The organism is Kitasatospora sp. NPDC001159 (assembly GCF_053598235.1).
On the sequence record NZ_JBSFJV010000043.1, the window covers coordinates 42644 to 66250 of the forward strand.

Sequence of the window (23607 nt, forward strand, 5' to 3'; positions counted from 1 at the left end):
GACGGACCGCAGGTCAGCGCAATGGCTTGTCTGGTGAGGCCACGTTTTTGACATAGCTGGTTCCGCCTGCCCAACTACTCTGCGTGCATAGGCGTCGTAGTGGCTTTCCGGTGCCGGGGCGAAGAGCCGCGGACACCCGGTCAGGGCAGCGGCACGGCGTGAAGGCACGTGTGGTGGCCGGGCCCCGGTAGCGCGGTGAGCGGCCTCGCCGCCTCTCCTTCGATCGCCACGCGGAAGGCGCCCGCCTCATCCGCGTACACCGGCACCCCGGCAGCGGCGAACTCGCCGGTGGGGTGGACGACGACGACCTCGGGCGGCCCGTGCCGGCCGGGGGTTCCGGGCAGGGTGACCGCGTAGCGCCGGGGTCCGTCCATCGGTCGCCTCACCTCATCCGATGCGCGGTGCCGGCCAGGGCGGCGCGGACGCTGTCGTGGATGGTCAGCACCTCGTCGGCGCCGGTGACCTTCAGCAGTCGGCGGGTCTGGGAGGTGGGTGCGGCCAGCACGAGCGGCATGCCGGCGGCGCGGGCGGCGATCCGGGTCTTGAGGAGCGCGTTGAGGCAGGTGGAGTCGCAGAAGCTCAGGCCGGCGAGGTCGACGACCAGCCGGGGCGGGCGCTCGGCCACGGCACGCTCGAGCGCGCTCTCCAGCCGCTGGCGCTGGTCGTGGTCGACTTCGCCGTGCAGCTGGAGGACCCGGGCAGTGCCTCGGATTGTCGTGGTGGTGATCCGCAGCAGCGGCGCGGGGACACCGGTGTTCTCGAAGCGTGTGCCGTACCGGGGGGACATGGGGGGCTCCCTTCCGGCCGGGGAAAGGTGTCCGTACACGAGCCTGTCCCAGGCCGGTGACCTCGTCCAATGGGCCGCGTCGTCGGCAGCGAAGGCCCGGCCCGGCGTTGATCCCGTGCTCGCGGGCCGGACTACCGCTTCAGGCGGCGGCGGCCAGGTCGGCGCGGCCGAACAGCAGAGCGTAGCCGCGGGGAAGGTGGGCGAGGAGGCGGTCGGTGAGGTGGTCGCCGGTGAGGGTGGCGAGGGCGGCCAGGACTGAGGAGGCGTCCCAGCGGGCGGTGGTGAGGCTGGTGCCCAGGGTGTGGGCGAGGGTTTCGACGAAGGCGGGGGCGGTGACGGGGTGGGGCAGGGGGATCTGGGCGGTGAGGACGGCGCGGGCGCGCTCGGGCAGGGCGGCGGCGAGGTCGCAGCGTTCGTCGCCGGTGAGCTGGGAGCCGAGGAGGGCCAGGACGGCGGTAAGGACGCGTTCGGCTTCCTCGTCGCTGGGGTAGCGGCCGCTGGTGCGGACCTGCTGGAGGAGGCGGCGGTAGCGGGTCATGGCGGGCGGCCTTCCGGGGTGGGGCCGCGCGGTCGGCGCGGCGACGCGAAGCGGGTGGAGGGGATCAGGGGCGGTGGCCGGCCCGTGGGCGGCCGAAGAGAAGGTCGTAGCCGGGCGGGAGCTGGAACAGGACGCGGTCCATGAGGTCGTCGCCGGCGGCGTCGGCGACGGTGGACAGGACGGCGCCGATGTCCCACAGGGCGGTGGTCTCGGTAGCGCCCTCGATCCAGGCCGCGGTGGCGCGCACGAACCGCTCGGGATTGAGCGGTTCGGCGGCCTCAAGGGGATTGAGCAGGATCAGGGCCATGGCCTCGGGCAGGCGGGCGGCCAGGTCCGCGCGGACCTGGCCCACAAGGTGGGCGCCGAGCAGGGCCAGCACGACGCGGGCCGCGCGTTCGGCCTCCTCGGGTGTGTCGTATTCGCCGCGTTCTTGGACCTGGTCCAAGAACGCCTCCCATCGAAGCGTCACCGCGGGTCCTCCTTCCAGACGAGGAACGGACCGGCCCCGGGTTGTCGCCTGAGCGGTGCGGTCAGAGGGCCGTGGCCAGGCGGACGGTAGGGCCGGTGAGGCGGAGCAGCCTGGCGACGGGGTGGGCGACCCCGTGCAGGACCAAGCGCGCGCCGGTACGGTCGGCCAGGTCGCGGGCCTGGACGAGGGCGTCCAGGCCCGCGCAGTCCATGAACGTCACCTCCGACAGGTCGAGCACCACCTCATGGCGCTCGGCCAGCGCGCGGGCCGGCTTCCGGCGCAGGCGCGGGGCGGTGGCGAGGTCGATCTCGCCACGCGCCCGCACTGAACGGAACCGGGCCCTGGTCCTGCACAGGGCTGCTCGCTGTCCGGCCGGCCCGCGCGCGGCGGGTGGGCTCGGGGAGTGACGGTGGCGGGGGTGTCCCGCGCCGCCCCATCGGGGGGATTTTCGGGGCGGTACGGGACGGCATCGGGGGCGGGTCAGGACTGGATCTGCTTGCGGCCTCCGCTGTGGCCGACGGCGACCTTGCGGGGCTTGGCCTTCTCCGCCACCGGGATCTTGAGGGTCAACACGCCCGCGTCGTAGTCGGCGGTGATGCCCTCGGGGTCGAGGGTGTCGGAGAGCATGACCTGGCGCGAGAAGACGCCGAGCGGGCGCTCGGACAGCTCCCACTTCACGTCCTCGCCCTGGTGGCGCGGCCGGCGCTCGGCCTTGACGGTCACCATGTTCCGCTCGACGTCGATGTCGATCGCCTCCGGGTCCACCCCGGGCAGGTCGAAGCAGATCACGTACTCCTCGCCCGCGCGGTACGCGTCCAGCGGCATCGGCGTGGGACGGGACCACGTGCCGCTCGTACCGAGGAACTGCTGGGTCAGACGGTCCAGCTCGCGGAACGGGTCGGTGCGCAACAGCATCGCGAAACACCTCCAAGTGGGATCAAAGGGTGCCAGTGCGCTTTCACCTGACACCGTTCTAACACGTCATCCATTCGATGACAAACCCACCAGTCATTATTAGAGTGACAACATGCGTGAGAAGCTCCCGAAGCCCGCCACCAAGCCCGAGACACCCGTCGAACCGGCCTCCTTCCTCGCCGCCGCCGCGGCCCTGGCCGCCATCGACGACGCCGTCCGCACCGCCCAGGCCCCCGACAACACCCCGCCCGGCGCGAGCGCCGCGCCCCACCGGCCCGAGGAAGCCGGCCCCGGACAGGCGCTGGCCGCCCTGGTGCTACTGCGCGAACTGCGCACCCAGCTCGCCGGCTGGGAAGCCGGCCTGGTGGAGAACGCCCGCAACGCCGGCGCCACCTGGGCCGACCTCGCCCACCCCATGGGCGTCGCCAGCCGCCAGGCCGCCGAGAACCGCTACCTGCGCCTGCGCCCCGCCAACGCCACCGCCTCTGCCGCCGGGACCGGCGCGGAACGCGTCAAGGCCGTCCGCGACCGCCGCGCCGCCGAACGCACCGTGGCCGCCTGGGCCCGCGACAACGCCGCCGAGCTGCGCGTCCTCGCCGCCCGGCTCACCACGACCGCACTCGCCCCCAGCGCCCGCTCCGCCCAGGCCGCCCTCACCGCCGCCCTCGGCACCACCGACCCCGCCGACCTCATAGAACCCCTCGCCGCCATCCGCCCCCACCTCGGCACCGGCCAGGGCGACCTCGCCACCCGCCTCGACGCCCTCACCCACCACACCACCCAGCTCCGCGATGACAGCAACCGACGCCGCGCCTGACCCCCTCGCCGCCACCGAAAAGCGCTGGCAGGACCTTCTGGACCGGATCCACGGCCTCGAAGCACGAGTCGCCGCCACGACGAGCACCGTCAACGCCGCCCTCGACACCCACCTCGCCCGGCTCGACGCCCTACGCCAGCACCTCGCCCAACCCACCTGGCCGCTGCCTGCCCCCGATCCGGGCAGCCCCCAGGCCACGCCGCCGAACAACCGGCCGGCCTGACAGGACCGGGAGCCACCCGCGGTCCGCAACCGCCCGCTACCACCAGCCCACCCCATACACCCAGGGCGGTCTCTCGACGGGTGGCTGCTACTACTTCAACGACGGCAACGGTGGCGTCAACAAGTTCCTGATCACCACCCACCCCGGCAGCACGAGAACTCCGACGTGGAGTCAGGGCGCACGGGGCCTCCAGGACCTCTACCTCCTTCGCTCCCGGGGCCAGCTGTGGGCCGTCACCGAGTACCCCGGCGAGGGCGAGCGGGTTCTGTACGGTGTCAAACGGCCCACCTCCTGCCCGTGAACGCGCGCTCCGGATCCGTTCGTCCACCGTTGCCAGGTCACGCCCGCCCCCTGCGCCGGCGGAATCCCGCTCCCGTCGCGGTCGGCGACGCCACGGCCGAACCGCCGTCACTCTGACGCAACCACAGCCTGGACGCCGGCCCGCTCCGCGGGCGGCCGTCGTGGCAGGAGAGATGACTGTGCTTTCACCGCGCGGCGGCCGAGGCCGGCTCCGGCCCGGCCGCAGCGCTCGCCCTCGGCGCCGCTGACCGTCCGCGATGATCTGCCTGATCACAGTATGTGCCCGTCGTCCTCTACCTACTCGCGGCCGGTGAAGACGACGCAGCCGGCCCAGCGGCCTGGACATCAAAGACCGGTGCGCCGGTGTCCGGGGCGACGAGCACCTCCGAGAAGGGGATCGGCACCCACGCGGACTCAGATGAGGACCCGATCGCGGTGGCAACATGTGGGTTCATCTGTACCCTCAGGGATGTGCAGGCGCCGGCCCGACGACAGGCGGCCGCCACGTCGAGGTTGCAGAACCGGCTGTGCACCCGCGCCCTCTACCGCAGGAAGCTCCACCACGCCGTCCACCGCTGCCGGCTCCTGGACCGGCGCCGGGTAGAGAACAGACCAGGCATCGGGGCTGACGCCTGGTCTGTTCGATCAGCTCTCGGCCCTCCGGCGAGACCTCTTCAGGATGGGGAATCGGGTGACTGTCGGTCCGCTGCAGGGCCGCTGTCGGCGGCAGGCGGCTCCTGTGGGGGCTGGCGGCGGGCCTCGGCGAGGGCCCGCTCGAACTGCTCGCGGGCCCGCCGCTGAATGCCGTCGCCGTCGTGCAGGAGCGTGTCCATCTCCTCGGGTGTGGCCGCGACGGGGGACGGTCCCTCGTCGGTCAGGCGGTCGTAGAGCCACCGGCACGCTCCGTCCTCGTCCGCGAACCGTTCGAACACCTCTCGTCTGCCGCGCTCATGGACCCCCACGACCCACACCCCGGCGCGCTCTTCAACGAAGTAGCGGTCGGCCAGGTGAGGGCCGTGAGGACAGTCGGGGATCTCGTAGTACGCCTGAGGGACCCCGGCCGACCGGAGGGCCCGGCACAGCTGGAACCGGTCCATGAAGCCAGTCTCCCACCAGGAACAAGGTCGGGGCCCGGCCCTGGGAGGCCGTGCCCCGGCGTCACGAGGTCACCGGGATGTGGCCTTCACCCCCACCGGCGCGGCCGTCTCCTCCGTCTGCGCGGCCTTGTCCTTCACCGGCGTGGTCTTCACCCGTACCAGGGTGCCGTTGTTCACCAGCGTGGCCACAGTGGTGAAGGGGATGTTCGGGCAGAACGTGCTCGACGTCACGTACTGGATCGCCCCGCCCGGTTGCTCGAACGCAGGGGCGGCCGGTCCCGCGCACACGGTGACGTCCTTCGCCACCCGGTACAGGTTGTAGTCGAACGGGTAGCGGGGGTCGATGGTGTTGAGGCTCGATGGCGGGATCGCCCGCTGCCCGTACTTCGTGCCCGCCGGGGAGAGGAACCGGCCCGACTCGTTGCCGAACCGGTCGACCATCAGGTTCTGGCCCGCCTGGAGCAGCAACGGCGCTGCGAGCACGCCGCCCTGAGCATCGTGTGCGAAGCCGTCGTCGGACGGATACTTCCAGTCGCCCTCGCCTGAATCGAGGGTAGGGTTCCACCACGTGTTCAGGAACTCCACCGCGGTGAGCCCGCCGAGCCGGTCATAGCCTTCGAGGATGTTCCCCAGCAGCCCGCGGGTCGGCAGCCGTTTGGGGCCGAGCCGCCAGTCACCGCAGAAGTAGTACGAGCGGTACCGCTCGGGAATGGGGTACGGCACCAGGCCCTTGCACACACGCGGCTGACCGGGCCTGTCATGTCCGCCCTTCGGTTGCGCGAACAATCCCACTGGCCCAGGTACCAGCGCGCTCGACTGGGCCTGCCCGAGGGCATCACCTGCCCGAGGGCCGTCCTCGAGCGCGGGCGCAGCCGACGAGACGGAAGGACCCATGGCCAGGGAACCGGCCAGGCCGACCGCAGCCACGAAGCCGGCACGCCTTCTTGACGATCTCACTGAACCTCCCACGAAACTCGCGTCCGGCACAGGCCGCCCGGCCCACCGGGAAGCGACCGTAGAACAGCCGGAATGACGAGATCACTGAATCCAAACGGATCGACGAGTGCGAGCAGGCGTGCCGGAACCGCGTCCGAATGATTTCGGCCGGATTGCAACATCGGGGTGGCTGCCCGGCCGGCGGATGACGGGCTTCGGGTCGGTCCTCTTGAGGTCGTCGGCGTGCTCGTTGGGGGGTGCGGTGACGTCGGACGGGCGAGGACGCAGAGCGCGTCGGCGATCGCGTCGAAGCCGGGCGGCGTGCCGACCACGTCCTCGGACTCTCCGGTCGGCCAGGCCTGCGGCCTGTCGGGAGTGCGCGGGACCGGAACGGCGATCACGGCGGGATCAGAGCGGCTGGTGCCCGCGGCTCGTTGAGTGGGTGTGGCTGACGAAACGGACAACGGTGGATCCCGGGCTCCAATGGTGTGGGCGCTGGCGGTGCACGAGGCGGCGCAGGGGCCGCCGTTCGCGGAACTGATCATGGAGGTCGGCGCGGACCTATACACGGATCTGGTGGAAGCCGCGGTCGACAGCGGCTTCACGCTCGCAGCCGGTGAGCCTCCGGACACGAGCGGAGCCGTCGAGGTCGGCGACGGCCGCCTGAAGCGCCTGGTGCTGGTCGGCGGGCGTCAGACATGGGAGCCGGACACGCGCGTCGAAGCCTCGCCCGGCTGGCTGGCAGCAGCCGAAGGCCGGGGCGCCGTCGTGGTGATCCTCGTCCCGCCGGACACCTGGCCACCCGGACTGATCGAGCTGGAGCCCACGGTACGCCTGGACGTGTTCACCCGACGGTTCGAAGAGGAACTGACGGCGGGTCGAGTCCTGCACGGAACGGTCTCGGTACGGCTGGGAGGCCTCCCGGACACCGGAGCGGACTACTAGGTGTCTGAGCTTCCAGGTCCCTGCTGCCGCCGCCATGCTCATCGTGCTCCTCCATCTGTCGGTCCGTCAGGTTCTGGAGTATGGGGCGGTGCAGGGGTGCTGCGACAGGTCGATGGGCTGGGCGAAACGTCACATCCGTATCGGGAACGAACTGTTACCGCCCGGCCGTTGGACCTGCCGAGAGACGTTCGGTCAGGACTTCGTTCGGGCGAGCCCCCGACGGCCGGCCGAGTCGCTGACCGGAGGGCCCACCAGGCCATGCGCGTCCGCTCGGTCAGGGGTTGGTGCATCGCCGGCTCGACCTCGGGTTCGAATCATCGCACCGCGAGGCGGCCCTCGTCCTCAGGCAGCAGCCACGTATCGGTCGTCTTCGTACGGGAGCCGGGAAGAGCCACCGGGGCAGCGTGACAGCTCACACCTCCAGAACCGGCCGGCGCACCCTGGCAGAGGCCACCTCATCGCCGCTCGGCCGTGATGCTCGACAACACCGGTGAGGCCGCGGGAAATATCTCTCGCGGGCGTTCAACGCGGCAGGCAGTCGCCGCGTATACCTCTGTGAAAATGCAAGGCCGGGGCCGAGGAGTGACATGGCTGGACGCTGCGGTTCGGACACGGATGAGCGTTGCGGTGGCTAGTGCACCGTGGCGGGCACGCCGCCGATCCGTGCCGTCCGTGCACCAGGAGCCGCATTCCCTGTGCACGGAGGCCGACGTCCAGCGGGCTTATGACCAGTACGGCGGGGAGCTGTTCGGATTCGTCTTCCGGGCGCTGGGGGACCGCCAACTCGCCGAGGACGTGGTCCAGGAGGTCTTCGTCCGGGGCTGGTGGTCATCCGGGGCGTTCGATCCGGGCAAGGGCAGCCTGCGGACCTGGCTGTTCGCCATCGCACGCAATGCCGTGGTGGACGCCCTGCGGCGGCGAGGAGGCCGGGAGACGGTGGCACTGAAGGTCGGGGATGCCGCGGGCGAAGGCACGGTACCGCACGACCCCATGGACCAACTGCTGGAGAGGATCCAACTGGAGGAGGCGCTGGGACGGTTGAGCCCGGAGCACCGGCAGGTTCTTGTGAGGGTCTACTTCGGCGGCCAGACCTGCGCTGAACTGGGTGAGGAACTCGGTATCCCGGCCGCGACGATGCGCAGCCGGCTGTATTACGGCGTGCGCAGCCTGCGACTGGTACTGGAGGAGAACGGATGGCTGGCACCATGAACGTCGACTGTCTGGCTGTCCGTCACGAGCTGGCCGAGCGGCTGCTGCTCCAACTGCCGTTGCGCGGGGCTGCTGTTCAGCATCTGGATTCCTGTCCGGAGTGCTCCCGCCAGGCAGCGGAAATCCGCGATGTGGTCCGCACCCTGCATCGGGCGGCCTCGGCCGCCGGGGTCGCCGTGCTCGGGCACGGTAACGGCCGGGAGCGCCTTGCACCGGTGTGCGACCTCGGGCACCGGATCCGCCAGGATGTCTCCCGAGCAGCCAGAACGCGTGTGACCCGGCGTCGCATCGCGATGAGCGGAGCTGCCCTGATGCTGGCTGCTGCGGCGGCGATCCTCGTCCCGGGGGCGGTCCTCGACCACGCGCCGGCCCGGCCCCTCGCAGCGGTCGCCCTGACCCGTGAGGGGCAGATGGTCACCCAGCCGTGGGGGACCGAGGTACCGGTGGCCCTGGTCGGGCTGCATCCCGGGCAGACCTACCGCCTGATGACCGAGGACTCGTCCGGTCGTCGCATGCCGGGCGGGAGCGTGCGCGCCGCGATCGGCGCCACGTTGCACACCCAGATCATGACCGCGATGCCACGCGAGTCCATCGCCGCTCTGCTCGTGGAGGACGAGAGCGGCCGTGTGGTCGGCAGCATGCCGGTGACCCCGCTGCCCTCCCCGCCGTCCTCCTCGGTGCCCTCCCCGCCGTCCATCTGACCAACCCGCAAGTCCTGTTCCCCGGCTGCACTTCCACGCCGGCCGGGTGAGCCCACATGCCCAAAATCAAGCAATTCGTGGAGAAAATCATGACATCTGCATCTCGTGCCGCTTTCTTCCTGGCGGCTTCCCTGGGGGCCGGTGCCGCGGCGCTGGCCGTCACCTCCGGCGTGCAGGCACGGGCCAGTGACGTGGCGCCGCCCTCCGCCGTCGCCGCCACGTCGGTGTCGATCCCCGTCTCCGGGCATGACCGCGTCTACACCGCGGACCAGACCTCCAACACCGTCACGGTGATCGACCCCTCCACCAACACCACGCTGGGCACGATCGCGCTGGGCGACCAGCGACTGAGCAGCACGCTCAGCCCCCAGTACCTCGGCGACGTCGACGTGCACGGCCTGGCGATCTCGCCCGACCACCACCGCCTCGCCGTGGTCAGTGTCACCAGTGCCACCGTCGACATCATCGACACGGCCACCAACAAGGTGGTCAGCCGCACCGATGCCGGCCGCGCCGCCCACGAGGGCAGCTTCACCGCCGACGGCAAGCAGTTCTGGGTGGCTGACCGCGGACGGGACACCGTCACTGTGGTGGACGCCGTGCACGGCGGGGTAATCACCGACCTGCACGTCGGCCAGGGCCCGTCGAAGGTGGTGATGAGCCCTGACGGCAACCGGGCCCCCACCGGCGGGGCCGCGACGCAGCCCGCCCCGGCCGCCCCGGTCAACACAGCGGCCGCCCTCCCCCGCGTGTCGGCCCAGCCGCCCGCCCCCGGCGCGCCGCACCGTGGATCCGACATCGGCCGGGCGCTCCTAGGCGTCTCGGGAGCCCTGGCGGCCGCCACCGTCCTCGCCGTCGCAGGACTGCGCAGACGCGGCAAGGGCGGCACGGCACCTGCAGCTGGCACAGCCTCGGCGATTCACCCGCCGACCGGGTGATCGGCGATGAGTTCGCCGCTGCCCGGGTCGTAGACCTCGATGCTGCGGCGGTGGCCGACCTGCCGGCGGTAGTGCGAAATTGACCCATCGCGCAGGTCAATTCCGTGCGAGCCGAGTGGGCCACCTTCGGGCCGGGCCACCTGGCGAGCCGAGCAGCTCCATGGTCCGTTGTCCCGTGTCAGATGTTCTTGACCGATTCTCAAACGATCTTGACCGAGGTCCTTGAACGCCCACCTGGCCGCCGGCATGAAGGAGTTCATCGCCGCCCAGGACTGGCTCGCCGTCTACCAGATGCTCCTGTACGGGCCCGCCCTCAAGGGGTGTTGACGAGTAGGGCTGACATGGCTCGAACTGAGCGGTTCGTAGACCGCTTCCCGAGACGCGCGTGATCGTTTCCCGTCCGACAGGCAGTGGCTCTCCGTGACTTCGGATCTTGACAGCGTTGGGTGGCGGACTGAGATCGTTGCCGGATGTTCACGACACCTGCCCGGCCGGTCGACATCCTCACTGTCCTGCCTGAGCTCGCGGTCTATGCGACGAATGCGACCCGCCTGCACCCGCGGCGTGGGGTACCGGAGTCGGCTGCGAGTTCCGTGGCCGGGCCGATGCTGTGGCCTGCGGGTGAGCCGTGGCCGACCTGCCAGCTGCCCCATATGGTGCAGATCGAGCGAGAGGCCACCGCTGAGGAACTGGCGATGTTCCGGCACTCCGACGAGGTCCGCGAACAGCAGTTCGCACAGATGATCTCCCAGTTCCCCGATCAGGTTGCCGACCCCGACTCGCCCCTGGGGAGGATGCTGGCCAAGCGGCAGGAGTTCCTGGACGAGGCCGGGGCCAGGGCCCCTCGTGGGACAACCGTGAAGACGTGGGCATCGGCCACACCTAACGAACCGGTCGTCATGGTTCCCGTCGTTCAGCTTCACGCTGCCGACATACCCGAGGCCCGTTTCCCGGCGGGAACGGACCTGGTTCAGATCTTGTGGTGCCCGTATCGGCATCCTGACGTTCCAGGGATGCACGAGCATTACAGCGGGCCGGCTCCGAAGGTCATCTGGCGGGCCGCCGGGTCGCTCACGGACACGACTTTCCCGGCACGCGGTGCCCTGGCGGACGGCGGCTACGTCTTGGAGCCGTGCGTTCTGCATCCCGAGCGCATCACCGAGTACCCCGACATCGAGGATCTCCCCGAGTCGTTGCAGTCGCGTATTTACGCCTGGCAGGAAAGCCTCGGGGAGGGGCCCGGCTACGACTACCGCAACGATCTTTCCGTGGCACCTGGGCTCAAGACCGGTGGATGGCCGTACTGGCCACACTGCCCTCGGCCGGTCCAGTGCAGTTGCGGCTCGGAGATGAGCCTGCTTCTGACCATGCCCCACGGAGAACGCGGCGCACAGAGCTGGACCCCGCTGGAGGACCAATTCCGAGCCGCCAAGCGCGGCTACGATGCGGAGTTCCACGATCCGACGGGCTTCAGCGGTGCCCGCGACGAACTGCTCATCTTCGTCTGCAGGCAGGACCCTCTCCACGATGTCTGGGTCTCCATCGAGTAAGCGCCTTCGCTCGGCAACTACTGTCGGTCAGTCCCACCAGAAGTCCCAGCTGTGGTTGTGGACGAGTCGTTCGGCGTATGCGGCCAGTGTGTACGGGTGGCAGCCCTGGGGACTTTGAAACCGCCCTGGTCCCGGAGGGCGCCGCGCCCTTCGAGGAGGACCGAGTCGGGCGGGGCGCTCCGTCAGGCGGGAACGTTCTTGATGACAGCGTCGGTCAGCGGCGAGAGCTGATCGGACAGCTTGTCGAGGTCTGTGGTCCGGCCGTCGGACCACTGGGCCGAACCGACGAGCACACCGCGCCCGTAGGCTGCGAAGCCCTGCACGCGGCCGCTGTCGGCAGGCAACCGGCGCAGACCCGAATCCGTGGGCGGGACATGGACGGCGACCTCGAAGGAGTCGGCGTGGGAGCTGAGAAAGCTCACCAGGTGCACGCCGTCGCCCTGGTCCGCCATGGTGAACAGCGCCACGTTGTACTGGTTGCCTTCGGCGTCCTTGTACAGCGCCAGGTTGACTCCGAGACAGCCGTGGCCCTGCGTGATCAACCCGGCGAGGGTCGGCGCCACGGTGTCCGGGCCGGTGCAGTTCGAGCGCGCCACGCTCGCCACCAGCGTGTACCCCTGGACCTGCGTCGGAAGGACGGACAGCGGCATCGCCGAGATCGGAGCGCCGGATGCCGTCGGCGAAGCACTGATCAATGGCGTCGCCACGTGCGGCGAGCGATCGGGCGTTGCCGGCGCAGCCAGCGCGGGCGGTGCGGCCGGTGCAGGGTTCGACGGCCGGAGCAGGTACGCCCCCGTGCCCGCTGCCACCAGCAGCGCAGCGGCCACCGGAAGCAGCAGCCGACGTCGCGCGTTTCGTCGCGCGGGCGGGCGCGCCTGTTCGGCGGCACTCGGTTCCCGTACTGCGTTGTTCTTCTCAAACTCCTTGACGAAGTCTTCCCACAGGTCGTCACCGGATCCACGCATGCTCACAGCTTCCACACCTTAATGATCACCGCCACCGCTGGGAAGCCGCGCCCCGTGCCGTCGCTGGTGCTGGTCCTGCCGGAACCGGATGGTGCAGCCGTGTCGCCGACCCGCGCGGGATTCGAATCGGAGTGATGCCTCCATCGGGCCGTTGATGCTCAGCAAGCACCCCTTGAATGGCGACAGAGCCAACTTCTGTGACCGGTAACGGTGAGTTATCCAGTTCACGTACGGCTGCCGGCGGTATGGCCTCCTGGCTCGGCCGTCGGGCTCCTGCCTGTGCATGCCGCTGCGATCAGGGGTCTGACCAGGGTGTTTGGTCGAGCTGGACCTGATCGCCCGCCAGTTCGCTCAGCGGCGGGCGGTGGTGGATCTCCGGGTGCGCTGGAGGAAGGCGTTGATCGCGTTGTAGGTGAGCGGCGTGTCGTGGTCGTCCATCATCCGGGCCCAGATCTGCGCGGTCGACAGGCCGGTGCCGGCCAGGGCGCGGATGCGGCGGCGCTGGGTGTCGTTGGCGGGCACGGCCCGGGCCAGCCGTCGGACTGGTTGCTGCTGGAGGGATCGGCGCAGGTCCTTGCGACGTAGTCCGTGGCGCAGGGCGACCAGTCGCCAGGGGACGCCGTTGCGCGGCTGTGCCGACGCGAGACTCGATCCCGCGGAAGAGCTCACTCTGCCCGGCCTCGCTCAGGCCGGCGGGCTTGTGCTGCTCGGGCTGCGGCCTGCCGGGGGCATCGGAGAGGGCGCGCCGCAGGTCGGCCGGCCGGCGTCCGGCGAGCTGGGCGAGGAGGGTGATGTCGGGCTTGCCGATGTTGGACCTCGGACTGGTCAGGGCGTTGAGGTAGCTGGGCTTGAGGTGGTTGGCCCGCGCGAGGCGGCGGAGGTAGCTGTCGGTGCCCTCGCCGAGCCGGGGAGGGACACGGACCGGCAGGGGCCGCAGCGGCGGCCGGGCGCTCGGTTCGGTCATCGGCGGTGCCCGGAGGACGCGGTGCGGGCGCTGGTCTGGGCGGCGTGGTCGAGCGGGACGGCGTCCAGACCGTTCTTGGTGATCTTCTCGGCGCCGGTGAGGATCGCGTCGACGGCCGCGCCGCGGATCTGGTGGGACAGGGCGCCGATCATGCCGCCGGTGCGGTGGTGGAGGTGGCGGGCGAGGCCGACGAGCGTGCCGGGGCGGTGGTCGTGGAGCAGGAGGTGCTGCTCCAGGGTGGCGACCAGGCCGGTCCATTCCGCGCCGTAGGGGAAGGGGCGGGTGGGCAGCAGGGTGAAGCGGCCGGCGATCTGGGCGCCGCGGGTGCCGGACAGCAGGTTGCTGCGTTCGATGTCGATGCCCGCGTAGACGAACGTGGCGGGGATGCGTTCGGAGAAGTACTTGAGGGTGTCGGCGACCTCGGCGCCGGAGCGGCTGGTCAGGGAGATGTTGTGGAGCTCGTCGACTAGGACGAGGCCGGTTCGGGTGTCGGTGCAGACGCCGACGACGGCCTCGGTGATGTCGGTGATGTTCGCGCTCCGGGTGACCGGCAGGCCGAGGAAGCGGGCGAATTCGGCGGCGATCATGCGGGGTGTGGCGGCGGGCGGGACGGTGATGTAGACGACCGGGATCCGGTCGGTGCGGCCCGGGTGGCGGGCCCGGTCGAGGAGTTCGTGAGCGCGTCCGAGCTGGGTGATGGCGATGGTCTTGCCGGTGCCGGCCGGGCCGGAGAGGATCAGCCCGCGCCGGGCGCTGACGGCGTGCCGGTTCAGCAGGACCAGGCGCCGCCCGCAGGTGACCGCATGCCGGACCGTGGAGGTGGCGACGACCCGCAGGCGGGCGTGGTGGTCGAGGCGGGCTTCGTCGTAGAGCATCCGGTCCAGGTCGCCGAGCTTCTCGTGGCGTTGACGAGGCAGCAGCTCCGGTGGCGGGGGCGGGTCGGCGGTGAACTGCCGCCAGCCCTCCAGCGTGGTCAGGTGCCGCCCGGCCGCTTCGTCGCCGTTCAGGTCGGCGGGGTCGGTGATGGTGGGGCGGGCGGTCACGTGCGTCTCCAGGGGTCTTCCAGGGGGTCGAACAGGCCGAGCGGGATGACCTTGGCCAGCGGTTGGTCGTCGTCGGTGGGCTCCGGCGCCGGGGTCGTAGCGGGCGGCGTGGGGGAGCCCTTCGGCGGCACGGCGGCCGCGGTGGCGGTCGCGCGGGTGCGGGCGGCGACCCGTCGGTCGCGGCGGCCGGGCTTGTTCGCGGCGGGCCGATCGGGTCCGGCGTGGGCGCGGGTGAGCAGGGCGGCGACCGCGTCCGCGATCTCGGTCTCGGTGGCGCCGGGCAGCTGGTGACTGACGTGGTCCCAGGCCAGTTCCCCGAAAGGGACCGGCGCGCGGTGCAGGTGCTTCCAGGTCGCCTGGATCCAGGGCCGGCCCTCGCTTCGGTGGTCGCGCACCCAGATACGGGAGACGTCGTAGGGGTCGCGGTGGATCTCCCACAGGCCGCGCTTGGCGGCGATGCCGGAGTCCTGGCGGCGGAGCGGGTCGAGCTCGGGGCTGTCGTAGACGCGGTGCTTGAACTTGATGCCGTAGTCGTTGACCGCGCGCCACTCGGTGGGCAACAGCTCGATGTAGTCGTCGCCGGCGAGCGCGACGGGGACGTAGCCGCAGGCCTCGACGAGGGTCGCGTACTTCTCGTTCGGGGTGAACATCCGGCTCGGGTGCGCGGGGTCGCGCAGGCTGTCGTGCCGCCGGTTCTGCCAGACGGCGACGATCCACTCGTCCAGCAGCTCCTGGAGCTCCAGCAGCGACCAGAGCCGATCGCGCTCGGGGTGGCGACCGCGGTGGTCGGTGCTGCGGCCGAGGTGGCCAGGCAGGAACTGGACGAACAGCGACGCGATCGAGGCCAGCATCTTCTCGATGTGGCCCTTCTCGAAGCCCGAGCCCTTGTGCGCGGGCTGGAAGTCGATCTCCAGGAACCGGCAGGACGACTTGAAGTTCCGGGAGATGAACGCCTTCCCGTGGTCGCAGACGATCATCTCCGGGACGATCACCGGCCGGGCCGCGGCGTGCTCCAGGCGCTCATCCAGGCTGAGCAGCCGACGGTGCGGCAGCACCGAGCGTGACATCCGCAGGGCCTCCGCCCAGCCCGGCCGGTGCGGCTCCGGCGTGACCGTGCGGGCCAGCAGCACGCTCGCGTCGACCGCCTTCGTGGTCGGCCGCAGCACCGCCGCGGTGAGCGTGCGCGTCGCCACGTCGATCATCGCGGTCAGCTCGATCCGGCCCGGGACGCCGTCGTCCAGCAGGACCATCACATCCATCGGCGTGGAGTCGATCTGCATCACCTCGCCCGGCGCGAACGCCGGCAGCTCGCCGAATGGGGTCTTCGCCCCGTGGGCCCGGGAGCGGCGGGTGCTCGCGGCGCCGAAGGTATGGGTCCCGCGGGTCAGCTTCGCCAGCAGCCGGTAGAGCGTGCTCCGCGAGGGCAGCTCGACGCCTTGGGCCTCCGGCGTCTGGCGCAGGATCTCCCCGGTCCGCCAGATCAGGTACGACCCGGTGCGGGTGGAGGCGTCGACGCCCTCGCTGATCGCCGCGCGCATCGCCGCGACGACCCGCGCATCGACCGCGGTGAACTCCGGCGCCCTGGGGGCGGCTCGGCGGTCCACCAGGCCGAGCACGCCGTCGGCCTGGTACCTGCGCCGCAGGTTGCCGATCGCGCTGGCCGACACCTGATGGCCGGCCGCCGTCAGCTCGGCGGCCTTCGCCCGCTGCCGGGCCGTCAGCGACGTCCCCGGTCCATAGCCCGGGTGCGGCGGAGCGTCCGGGTCGGCCTCCGGGCGGCGACCGTGCAGGACTTCGAGGATGTGGCTCTCCCACCACAGCGCCTTCTCGACCGCCTTCGGCGGGAACGTCTCCAGCTGGGACTGCGCCGGCAGCGGCGTGCGGACCGGCAGGTCGACCACGGCGAAGTCGGGGTCGTCGGTCAGCTCGCCGATCGGCACCTCCATCTGGCCGCCGTCGGCATCCGACAGCGTCGCCGACTTCGCGGTGACGCCCACGATCATCCGGACCTGCCCGGCGAAGTGCACCCACGCGCCGACCATGATCCTGGCCGGCCGCTGCATCCCGATCACCGTGCCTGCCTCCCGACGCCGACCAGCGTGGTCGACGACAGCGGCGCGCTCTCCAGGTCCGCGACCAGGTGGCCGTGCCACAGCAGGTGGAACAGCACTGGCAGCACCACCAGCGGATCGCCCGCCCGCGCCGCCCTGGCCTGCAGCGGCGCCCCGCCAGCGAACACGTCGAGCAGTCGCGCGGCGACGTCCGGGTTCGAGCAGCGGCGCCGGCGGTAGCGCGACAGCCAGCGCACGTTCTCCATGAACACCGGCTCCGGCTCGCCGACCCGGACGAACTCCCAGCCCACCGCCCGGCAGGCCCGTTCCGTCGCGGCGAACGCCTCGGCGTCCGCCCGCTCGATCCGGTCGCTGGCCCGCACGTCCACCACCCGGCCCCGGCCGTCGGCCAGCCGCACGAAGTAGTCCGGCGCGTGCCGGCGCTGCCGCAGGCCGTCGTGCCAGCGCAGCCAGAACGGCTGCGAGGCGATCCCCACGACCTCGGGCTCGCGGTCCAGCAGGATCAGCCGGTCCCGCTCCAGCCACGACTCGTAACCCACGTGGTCGCCCACGGTGGCGGAGAAGTACGAGCCCGCGAAACCCTGCCCGCCCTTGGCCCACCGGAACTCCCGCACCGGATCGGCGGACTCGAACCGCCGGTTCCAGGCCTGCCCGAGCGGTAGCCGACAGCGCTCGCCGCCCTCGACGAAGTCGAGCTCGAACGCCGACAGCGCCGGGTCGTCGTACACCAACGAGGCAACTGCCACCTGGACCCCCGCCGTCGATCAAGATCAAATGACAGAAACCTACCGTCCGTCAAGATCATCTGACAAATGATCAAGATCATTTGGGACGGGACATCCGTGCCGACGTCGAGGCTCGTGATCGACAACATGACGGGAGCCACCCATTTCGTGTGACATCCGGCGGCCGCCGGTTCTCGGTGGGCGGGACGGCCGGATCCTCAGCCGAGTTCGGCGAGGTGATCGGCGGCGCCCCCGTGCCACTCGGTCATGAGGAGGGTGGCGTCGTCGCTGGTGCGCCCTCCGCGTTCCCTCTTCAGCGTGTGGGAGAGCCAGCGCAGGTCCGCCCGCACGCCCTGTGATGCCTCTTTTGCGAGGCGGTTGACGCAGTCGATGAGGCGTTCCTCACCGAAGGGCTCTCCGTCGTTGACGCGCTCCTCGATGATGCCGTCGGTGTAGCACAGCACCCGGTCGCCCGGCTGGAGCATGTGCTCTTTGATCCGGGGCTCCTCACCGCCGAAGCCGACGGGCAACGTTGTCGCGCTCTCCAGCTGCCGCACGACCCGGCCGTCGCGGATCAGCAGCGGCGCGGGATGACCGGCGTTGACCAGCTCCAGCTCACCGGTGGCGATATTGATGTGCATCAGCTGTGCCGTGACGAAGTGGTCGGGCCCGAACTGCCGGGAGACGGCGTCGTCCATGAACGCGTACTTCTCGGCCAGGCTGACGAACACCCGCCGGGCATGCCGGTAGGCGCCGATGGCGATGGTCGCCATCGCGGCGGCGTCCAGACCGTGGCCCATCGCGTCGATCACGGCCATGTGCAGGATGTTGTCGTTGAGGGCGTAGTCGAAGCTGTCGCCGGCGACGCGGTAGGCGGGCTCCAGGATGCCGGCCAGCTCGACCTGCGGGACGGACATCGTCAGCGGCGGCAGCAGGCTCCACTGGATCTCCGCGGACACGCTCATCGGCTCCCGACGCCGGGCTTGGAAGAACTGGTCGGTGTAGGCGTTCTTGGTGACCAGCATGTCGGCGACCAGGCTGGCGAGCCGGCGCAGCAGGCGTCTGTCGTCGTCGCCGACGGCGTCCAGTGTCAGGGCCATCACGCCCACCTGGTCGCTGCCGTCCAGCAGCGGCAGGTACATCCGGACGCCGTGGGGCTGCTTCACCTCGACGGTGTCCGCGCGCAGGAAGGCCTGGCCGGCGGCGGAGTCGTCAATCGGTTCGGGCTGGCTGACGTGCAGCTTTCTGCCTGCTAGCGGCACCAGCAGCTCTTGCGCGTAGTCCTGGAGCAGGATGGAGACGTCACGGCCGCCGATCCTGGCCACCTCTTCCGCGATCAGGGGGGCGATCAGCTGCGGCGGCATCAGCCGCGCCCTGTCCAGCAGCAGCCCCAGCAGCCGCTCGCCGAAGCCTTCCGACCGGTCCGCCGCACCGTCTGCCATGGCTCGCCTTCTCTCACTTCCTCTCCTCGCCCGCTTCCGGTCACCGCACTCGGTGGCGCCCGGCCATGGGGGAGAGGGATCAGACGGAACGCGCGGGGCCCTCCCGCCCTCCTCACATCCTGTCTGGTCACCCACGCCCCGGCCAGTGGTGGGGCACCGGCTGCACCACCGGCACCGGACACTGCAAGCCAGCTCACAATGCTCGACACCCGCACCGACAGCCCCGCCGAACGGCAGCTGGCGGGGGCCTGGCCCGAGCTGGCGGGAGTCTCGGTCCGCCGTCCCGTACCGGTTCGGTCAGCGGGCGGCGGAACTACTGGACACACGCTGTCCTGCGATGGTCCGCTTCGTCCTGAAAGCGGCCAGGAGGACCGTGGCGGCCAGGATCAGGAGGGTGCCCTCCACCACGACACTGATCAGGGCGAGGGGTTCGGTCCAATTGCCCTTGTCGTCGCTGTAGTCGGGCAGGCCGGGTCCCCGGGAGAGGACGAAGCCGAGCAGGGGGCCGACGGCTACGCCGGCGGCAAGCAGCCACTCGACGGGGTGGACGCCGCCGCGGAGCGCGCGCAGCCGGCTGCCGGCGAGGAGCAGGACCGCGCAGAGCACGCCGGCGACCTCCAGTAGGTAGTAGCCGATGCCGACATAGTGCGGTGTCTTGTCGCCGGGGAAGCCTCCCTGGTCCTGGACGTGGATCCAGGACACCGCGAGGCAGAGCAGCGCGGCGACCGCTCTGGGCAGTAAGCGGGCACGGGAGAGGGAGGGCATGGACATCAGAGCCTCCTGGGCGTGAGGAAAAGGAAGCCGGACAGGTGTCGAAATCCGGGGCGGGCGCAGCAGTGAGCCCGGAGAATCCCGGCAGCGCACGTCGGAGCACTTCCACTGGGAGCGGCTTTGACGTTGCAGTGCCAATGCTGACGAAGGATCAGCAGATTCGCCATGTTCCTGCCCTCTGAGAACCCTCTGAGTTCCGGCCCCCGCCGACGGGAACCGCTCGGCAGGGGAGTCTCTGAACTTCCTCTCACCGCTCTGGCACGGCTGGCGGGTGACGGCAGGCCCGGTGGCGGTCGTCTTCGCGCTGTGCGACCAGCGAATCGATCGCTGATCAGGTGCCACGAACGCCGTCCGGCGCATCGCTGGTGGGGTCATGCCTGGGAGGTCGTCCGATCGGGAGGGACCACAGTCAGTGCCGCGTGCGGTAGTAGTCGCGCCAGACGAGGCGGTAGACCCTGGTCCAGCGGGGGATGGAGCGGATGCCGGGGATGAACGGCACCAGGATCAGGGCGAGGCTGAGCACGGCCATGATGGCCCAGACTTCGGCGTCGGCGTTCTTCGAGGTCGTGAACGGGTCGATCTGGTACCAGAAGGTGTAGAGCCACAGCCATGCCTGTCCGGGGTAGTTCCCGGTCTCGTTCATCATCCCCCACTGGGTGCCGGTCAGGTGCTGGTCGGCGGCCCGGTCCGACAGGTACGAGCCGTCGGCAAGGAAGAGCATCGACTTGGTGTAGTCGGTCTGGTAGAAGCGGCCCCCGCCCAGCAGCTGGCCGTCGAGTGAGCCAGCCTGGGCAAGCGTCAGCAGGCGGGCGGTCAGCGCCGGCACCGGGCCGTAGTCGCCGGGGGCGGCCTTGGTCGGATCGCCGTCGGCTGCCTTGCTCAGGGCATCCGCGTAGGCCGAGCTCCAGGACTGGCGCTGGTCGGCGGAGGCGGTGTCCCACGCGGTGAGCGCGGCGGTGGCCTCCGGCGGCTCCGGGGAGCGACGCAGGGGCTGCAGCACGAAGTCCTCGGCCGGGTCGACGGGGATGCGGACGCCGGCAGCCCTCTGCAGGCTGACCGGGCCGATCTTCTGGCCGGCGCCCGGGGTGTGGTTGTAGGGCGGGCCGTACTGCGCGGAGGTGCTGGTGCCGGCCAGTTCGGCGACGGCCGTCGCGGTGAAGTCGTTCGGTGCGGCCGTGGACCAGGACGCCAGGGTGGTAGGTGTCTCGTTCGGGGAGGAGAACAGGCCGGCCAGCCCCGTGCTGAGCAGGGCGGTGACCACCAACGCGATCGTGAATTCCTTGATCAGGTCGTAGCGGCGGGTGGGGAAGGCGTCCGACTCGGGCACCTGGGCCGGCGTCACCGCTCGGCCTCGGGGGCGGTGGCGCCGATCGGCGCCACGATCCCGCGCATCCGGACCAGCAGCACGTGCCAGGCGGTCAGCAACCCGACCGCGAGCGGGAGCAGGACGATGTGCCACATCAGCATCTGGCCGAAGTCGAGCACATTGAACCAGGCACCGATCCCGACCGCGTTGAGTGAGTCCTTGGCCTGCCCGGAGATCCACTGGGAGTCGAAGTTCTGCTGGACCAGGTAGCCGGTGAACGCGGTGCCGATCGAGAACAGGAAGGTGACCGCGCCGGTCATCCAGGTCAGGGCCCGCCGGCCGCGCCAGGCGGCCATGAAGAACTTGCCCCACAGGTGGATCACCATGACGGCCATGAACAGCTCCACGCTCCACAGGTGGACGCTGTTGACGTACCTGCCGACACTCGAGGTGTGCCACCAGCCGGGGCCCATCAGCGCGAGCACACCACCGGAGACCAGAACCACCACCAGCGCCGACACGGTGAGCACACCGAAGACGTAGATCCACGACGCCATGTAGGCCGGCTGGGTGTCAGGGAGGAGCTTCTCGGGCGGCAGCCTCCGCAGGGCATACCGCCGTACCGCCCCGGTCCAGCTACTCGCCATCACGCTGCCCGTGCGGGAAGGGCAGCAGCAGTGCTGCCACGAAGACCACCACCATCAGGCCGATGACCACCAGGTTCGCCACCGAGATCTGGACCACGCCCCAGTGCAGGTAGTGGCCCGGGTGGTTGAGGTCGACGGGCGCCGTGAGGGCGCTCGTCGTCGGCGCTGCCGTCATCACCGCTTCCTTCCGACCGCCGAACAGGATCTGGCACCAGCCTGACGCAGCTGGCGCGCGCCGGCACGCGCAGTGGTCCGAACGTGCGAGGATCGGCGCCGCAGGAGGGAGGGATGTTCCCGCGGACTGCTCGGCTGGCTCTGGCCGGTGCTCCCGCGCGCCTGCCGGTGATCGCCCACCACCGCCCGCCGGTGGTGGTGCTGCGCTTCGCCGACCGCACCTGAAACACCGGGCTGAAACCGGGTCAGATTGCTGGACTCTGAGCGGAAGCACGGTCAGCACGGCTTGCTCCACCCCGTCGGGTGAGCCGTCAAGGCCGTCGTAGTCGAAGTAGACGCGCGCCTGGGCGCCGGCTGTCGGACTGACCGCGACGTTGTCCAGGTTCAGGACGATGGCCGCGCCGGGTTGCAGGGTGACCGGTGCCGTCGGCGTCGCCGCCAAGTAGCTGCCGTGCCGGGCATCGTGAAGCGCGGCGAAGGACCAGCCGGAAGCGGTGATCCGGATCGCGGCGACGTCGGCTTCGGCCACCAGCAAGCCGAAGTGGAAGTAGATCACCGAGCCGTCGTTCGGCTGGTCCTCGCCGGTGAGCCGGCCGGGCCGGAAGGTGATCGGGACGGCGAAGGTGTTGCGGATCGTCAGCACCAGTGTCGTGGTGGTACCCGCGGTCACCACCGGTTTGCCGTCGGAGTCCGCGAGGTCGAAGCGCAGCAGTTCGGGGTTGAGGCGCAGCCATCCCTCGGTGAGTGACTGCGGGCTGTACTGCCACACGGCCCCGGACGTGGGCGAGTCGATCTGCGGATCGACCGACCAGGCCGGCGTCCGGCCGTCCGTCTCCTCGGTGATCCATGACTGGCCGTAGCCCGGGACGGCCGGGAAGGGCACCGCCATCCCGCCGACCGGCCGCAGCACTGGCGTCGTCTGGACGGTGAGTTCCAGCGAGCCCAGTGCCTGCTGGTACTGATCGGGCGGGATCGTGATCGCCTGGGTCGGCAGAATGCCGGTCGTTGCGTGCACCGAGGCGCGCGGGTCGACCAGCATCAGCACCTTGGTCGGCGCCGGCGCCTGCCCGGGCTGCTCGGGCGGGGCAGCGAACGGTTTGAGCAGCAGGTTGGTCGTCGCCGGCCGCTGGACGCCCGGGATGTCATCGGCCGCCGCGGTGTAGAAGACACCGGTGTCGTACGTGCCGTTGTTGGCCTGCTTGAAGTATCCGACCAGGCCGTCGTCGAGCCGCGCGAGATCCCCGATCACCACGGGCAGGCCGACCCCGCCGATCGCCCGGTCGGTCGGCTGGAAGGTGATGCCGTCAACTGAGCCTTCCCCCGGGACATGGACACCGGAGTTTCATGCGGCGAGGGTGATCTTACGGGACGCCGCTGTCTGCTGTTCGAACTGGATCGGACTGAGGTAGCCGAGTGTGGAGTGGCGGCGGCGGAGGTTGTAGAAGGAGATCCACCGGAACACCTCCAGCCTCACCTGAGAACGACTGGTCCAGCGCGGTCCGTGCATCAACTCCCGCTTCAGCGAGGCGAAGAAGCTCTCGGCGGCAGCGTTGTCGTAGCTCGAACCGACCTTTCCCATGCTTCGCCGGATGCCGTGGCGCCGGCAGAGGCTCGCGAACTCGGCCGATCCGTATTGCGAGCCCCTGTCCGAGTGGAAGATCACGCCGTCGACCCGGCCGCCGCGTGCCGCGACCGCGGCTTCGAGCGCGTCGGCCACAAGCCGGGTGCGCATGTGGTCGGCCAGCGACCAGCCGACCAGGCGGCGCGAGTGCAGGTCGATGACGGTGGCCAGGTACATCCATGAGCCGCCGACCGGCAGGTCCGTGATGTCGCCGACCCACCGGACATCGGGGCCGCCCGCGGTGAAGTCGCGTCCGATCAGGTCCGGTGCCGGTGGCGTGTTCCTGTCCTGGACGGTGGGTCGGCAGCGTTTGCGCAGGTGACGGCCGATGATGCCGTGTTCGCGCATCAGGCGGGTTATCCGTTTGCGGTTGACCACCCGGCCCTGGGCTCTCAGTTCCGCGTGCACCCTCGGAACCCCGTAGGCGCCCCGGGTCTCCCGGTGGACCCGGC

At 70.6% G+C, this 23607-nt stretch carries 26 protein-coding genes; 7 read left to right on the forward strand and 19 right to left on the reverse strand.

The window, feature by feature from the left end; translation table 11 throughout:
* Positions 1-140: 140 nt before the first annotated feature.
* From ACWC9T_RS22315 to ACWC9T_RS22340, 6 genes are all read right to left on the reverse strand, one after another.
* Positions 141-374, reverse strand: coding sequence for a DUF6296 family protein (locus ACWC9T_RS22315; RefSeq protein ID WP_449822794.1), 234 nt, complete (start codon positions 372-374; stop codon positions 141-143).
* Between the two features lie 8 nt (positions 375-382).
* Complete coding sequence (locus tag ACWC9T_RS22320) at positions 383-787, reverse strand: STAS domain-containing protein (RefSeq protein ID WP_449822795.1); 405 nt, start codon at positions 785-787, stop codon at positions 383-385.
* Positions 788-926: 139 nt separating this feature from the next.
* Complete coding sequence (locus tag ACWC9T_RS22325; RefSeq protein ID WP_449822796.1) at positions 927-1325, reverse strand: DUF2267 domain-containing protein; 399 nt, start codon at positions 1323-1325, stop codon at positions 927-929.
* A 64-nt stretch (positions 1326-1389) separates the two neighbouring features.
* A complete protein-coding gene (locus ACWC9T_RS22330) occupies positions 1390-1794 on the reverse strand; it encodes a DUF2267 domain-containing protein (RefSeq protein WP_449822797.1) in 405 nt (134 codons plus the stop codon).
* Between the two features lie 61 nt (positions 1795-1855).
* Positions 1856-2119, reverse strand: a complete 264-nt coding sequence (locus ACWC9T_RS22335; protein WP_449822798.1) for an STAS domain-containing protein — start codon at positions 2117-2119, stop codon at positions 1856-1858.
* A gap of 155 nt (positions 2120-2274) precedes the next feature.
* Positions 2275-2709, reverse strand: coding sequence for an Hsp20/alpha crystallin family protein (locus ACWC9T_RS22340; protein ID WP_449822799.1), 435 nt, complete (start codon positions 2707-2709; stop codon positions 2275-2277).
* A gap of 112 nt (positions 2710-2821) precedes the next feature.
* On the opposite strand from ACWC9T_RS22340, the gene ACWC9T_RS22345 reads away from it, so the two are divergent.
* Together ACWC9T_RS22345 and ACWC9T_RS22350 are read left to right on the forward strand one after the other, a co-directional pair.
* The gene (locus ACWC9T_RS22345; protein WP_449822800.1) at positions 2822-3526 is read left to right on the forward strand and encodes a hypothetical protein; all 705 of its coding nucleotides are present in this window, start codon (positions 2822-2824) and stop codon (positions 3524-3526) included.
* Complete coding sequence (locus ACWC9T_RS22350) at positions 3501-3749, forward strand: hypothetical protein (RefSeq protein WP_449822801.1); 249 nt, start codon at positions 3501-3503, stop codon at positions 3747-3749. The genes ACWC9T_RS22345 and ACWC9T_RS22350 overlap by 26 nt, the downstream gene beginning before the upstream one ends.
* Positions 3750-4723: 974 nt before the next feature.
* On the opposite strand, the gene ACWC9T_RS22355 is transcribed toward ACWC9T_RS22350, so the two are convergent.
* Positions 4724-5146 carry a hypothetical protein gene (locus ACWC9T_RS22355; RefSeq protein WP_449822802.1) on the reverse strand — a complete coding sequence of 141 codons (423 nt, stop codon included), beginning with the start codon at positions 5144-5146 and terminating at the stop codon, positions 4724-4726.
* 69 nt (positions 5147-5215) lie between these two features.
* On the reverse strand, positions 5216-5938 hold the full coding sequence (locus ACWC9T_RS22360) for a TNT domain-containing protein (protein WP_449822803.1): 723 nt from the start codon (positions 5936-5938) through the stop codon (positions 5216-5218).
* A gap of 627 nt (positions 5939-6565) precedes the next feature.
* Here ACWC9T_RS22360 and ACWC9T_RS22365 point away from each other — a divergent pair.
* The 5 genes from ACWC9T_RS22365 to ACWC9T_RS22385 all read left to right on the forward strand — a co-directional run bounded on the left by ACWC9T_RS22365 (position 6566) and on the right by ACWC9T_RS22385 (position 11425).
* Entirely contained in the window at positions 6566-7027 is a 462-nt protein-coding gene (locus tag ACWC9T_RS22365; protein WP_449822804.1) for a hypothetical protein, read from the forward strand.
* Between the two features lie 663 nt (positions 7028-7690).
* Positions 7691-8236 (forward strand): sigma-70 family RNA polymerase sigma factor, encoded by a 546-nt coding sequence (locus ACWC9T_RS22370; protein ID WP_449822805.1) that lies wholly within the window; start codon positions 7691-7693, stop codon positions 8234-8236.
* Entirely contained in the window at positions 8221-8937 is a 717-nt protein-coding gene (locus ACWC9T_RS22375; protein WP_449822806.1) for a hypothetical protein, read from the forward strand. The genes ACWC9T_RS22370 and ACWC9T_RS22375 overlap by 16 nt, the downstream gene beginning before the upstream one ends.
* Before the next feature lie 89 nt (positions 8938-9026).
* Positions 9027-9875, forward strand: coding sequence for a YncE family protein (locus ACWC9T_RS22380; protein ID WP_449822807.1), 849 nt, complete (start codon positions 9027-9029; stop codon positions 9873-9875).
* A 470-nt stretch (positions 9876-10345) separates the two neighbouring features.
* Positions 10346-11425 carry a hypothetical protein gene (locus tag ACWC9T_RS22385; RefSeq protein WP_449822808.1) on the forward strand — a complete coding sequence of 360 codons (1080 nt, stop codon included), beginning with the start codon at positions 10346-10348 and terminating at the stop codon, positions 11423-11425.
* Between the two features lie 182 nt (positions 11426-11607).
* Here the strand turns inward: ACWC9T_RS22385 and ACWC9T_RS22390 are convergent, their stop codons facing one another.
* From ACWC9T_RS22390 to ACWC9T_RS22440, 11 genes are all read right to left on the reverse strand, one after another.
* Positions 11608-12405, reverse strand: coding sequence for a hypothetical protein (locus ACWC9T_RS22390; protein ID WP_449822809.1), 798 nt, complete (start codon positions 12403-12405; stop codon positions 11608-11610).
* Positions 12406-12741: 336 nt separating this feature from the next.
* Positions 12742-13059, reverse strand: coding sequence for a hypothetical protein (locus tag ACWC9T_RS22395; RefSeq protein ID WP_449822810.1), 318 nt, complete (start codon positions 13057-13059; stop codon positions 12742-12744).
* Between the two features lie 291 nt (positions 13060-13350).
* Entirely contained in the window at positions 13351-14229 is an 879-nt protein-coding gene (locus ACWC9T_RS22400) for a TniB family NTP-binding protein (protein WP_449822818.1), read from the reverse strand.
* 164 nt (positions 14230-14393) lie between these two features.
* Positions 14394-16460: a Mu transposase C-terminal domain-containing protein gene (locus tag ACWC9T_RS22405; protein WP_449822819.1), complete on the reverse strand. Its 2067-nt coding sequence runs from the start codon at positions 16458-16460 to the stop codon at positions 14394-14396.
* 5 nt (positions 16461-16465) lie between these two features.
* The gene (locus tag ACWC9T_RS22410; RefSeq protein ID WP_449822811.1) at positions 16466-17215 is read right to left on the reverse strand and encodes a TnsA-like heteromeric transposase endonuclease subunit; all 750 of its coding nucleotides are present in this window, start codon (positions 17213-17215) and stop codon (positions 16466-16468) included.
* A 197-nt stretch (positions 17216-17412) separates the two neighbouring features.
* A complete protein-coding gene (locus tag ACWC9T_RS22415; RefSeq protein WP_449822812.1) occupies positions 17413-18636 on the reverse strand; it encodes a PP2C family protein-serine/threonine phosphatase in 1224 nt (407 codons plus the stop codon).
* A gap of 297 nt (positions 18637-18933) precedes the next feature.
* Complete coding sequence (locus tag ACWC9T_RS22420) at positions 18934-19407, reverse strand: hypothetical protein (RefSeq protein WP_449822813.1); 474 nt, start codon at positions 19405-19407, stop codon at positions 18934-18936.
* Between the two features lie 409 nt (positions 19408-19816).
* A complete protein-coding gene (locus ACWC9T_RS22425) occupies positions 19817-20734 on the reverse strand; it encodes a hypothetical protein (RefSeq protein ID WP_449822814.1) in 918 nt (305 codons plus the stop codon).
* A gap of 11 nt (positions 20735-20745) precedes the next feature.
* A complete protein-coding gene (locus tag ACWC9T_RS22430; protein WP_449822815.1) occupies positions 20746-21360 on the reverse strand; it encodes a cytochrome b N-terminal domain-containing protein in 615 nt (204 codons plus the stop codon).
* On the reverse strand, positions 21350-22786 hold the full coding sequence (locus ACWC9T_RS22435; protein ID WP_449822816.1) for a hypothetical protein: 1437 nt from the start codon (positions 22784-22786) through the stop codon (positions 21350-21352). The genes ACWC9T_RS22430 and ACWC9T_RS22435 overlap by 11 nt, the downstream gene beginning before the upstream one ends.
* Positions 22787-22876: 90 nt before the next feature.
* Positions 22877-23607 (reverse strand): IS3 family transposase (locus tag ACWC9T_RS22440; RefSeq protein WP_449822817.1); only part of this gene is annotated, 731 nt, incomplete at its 5' end.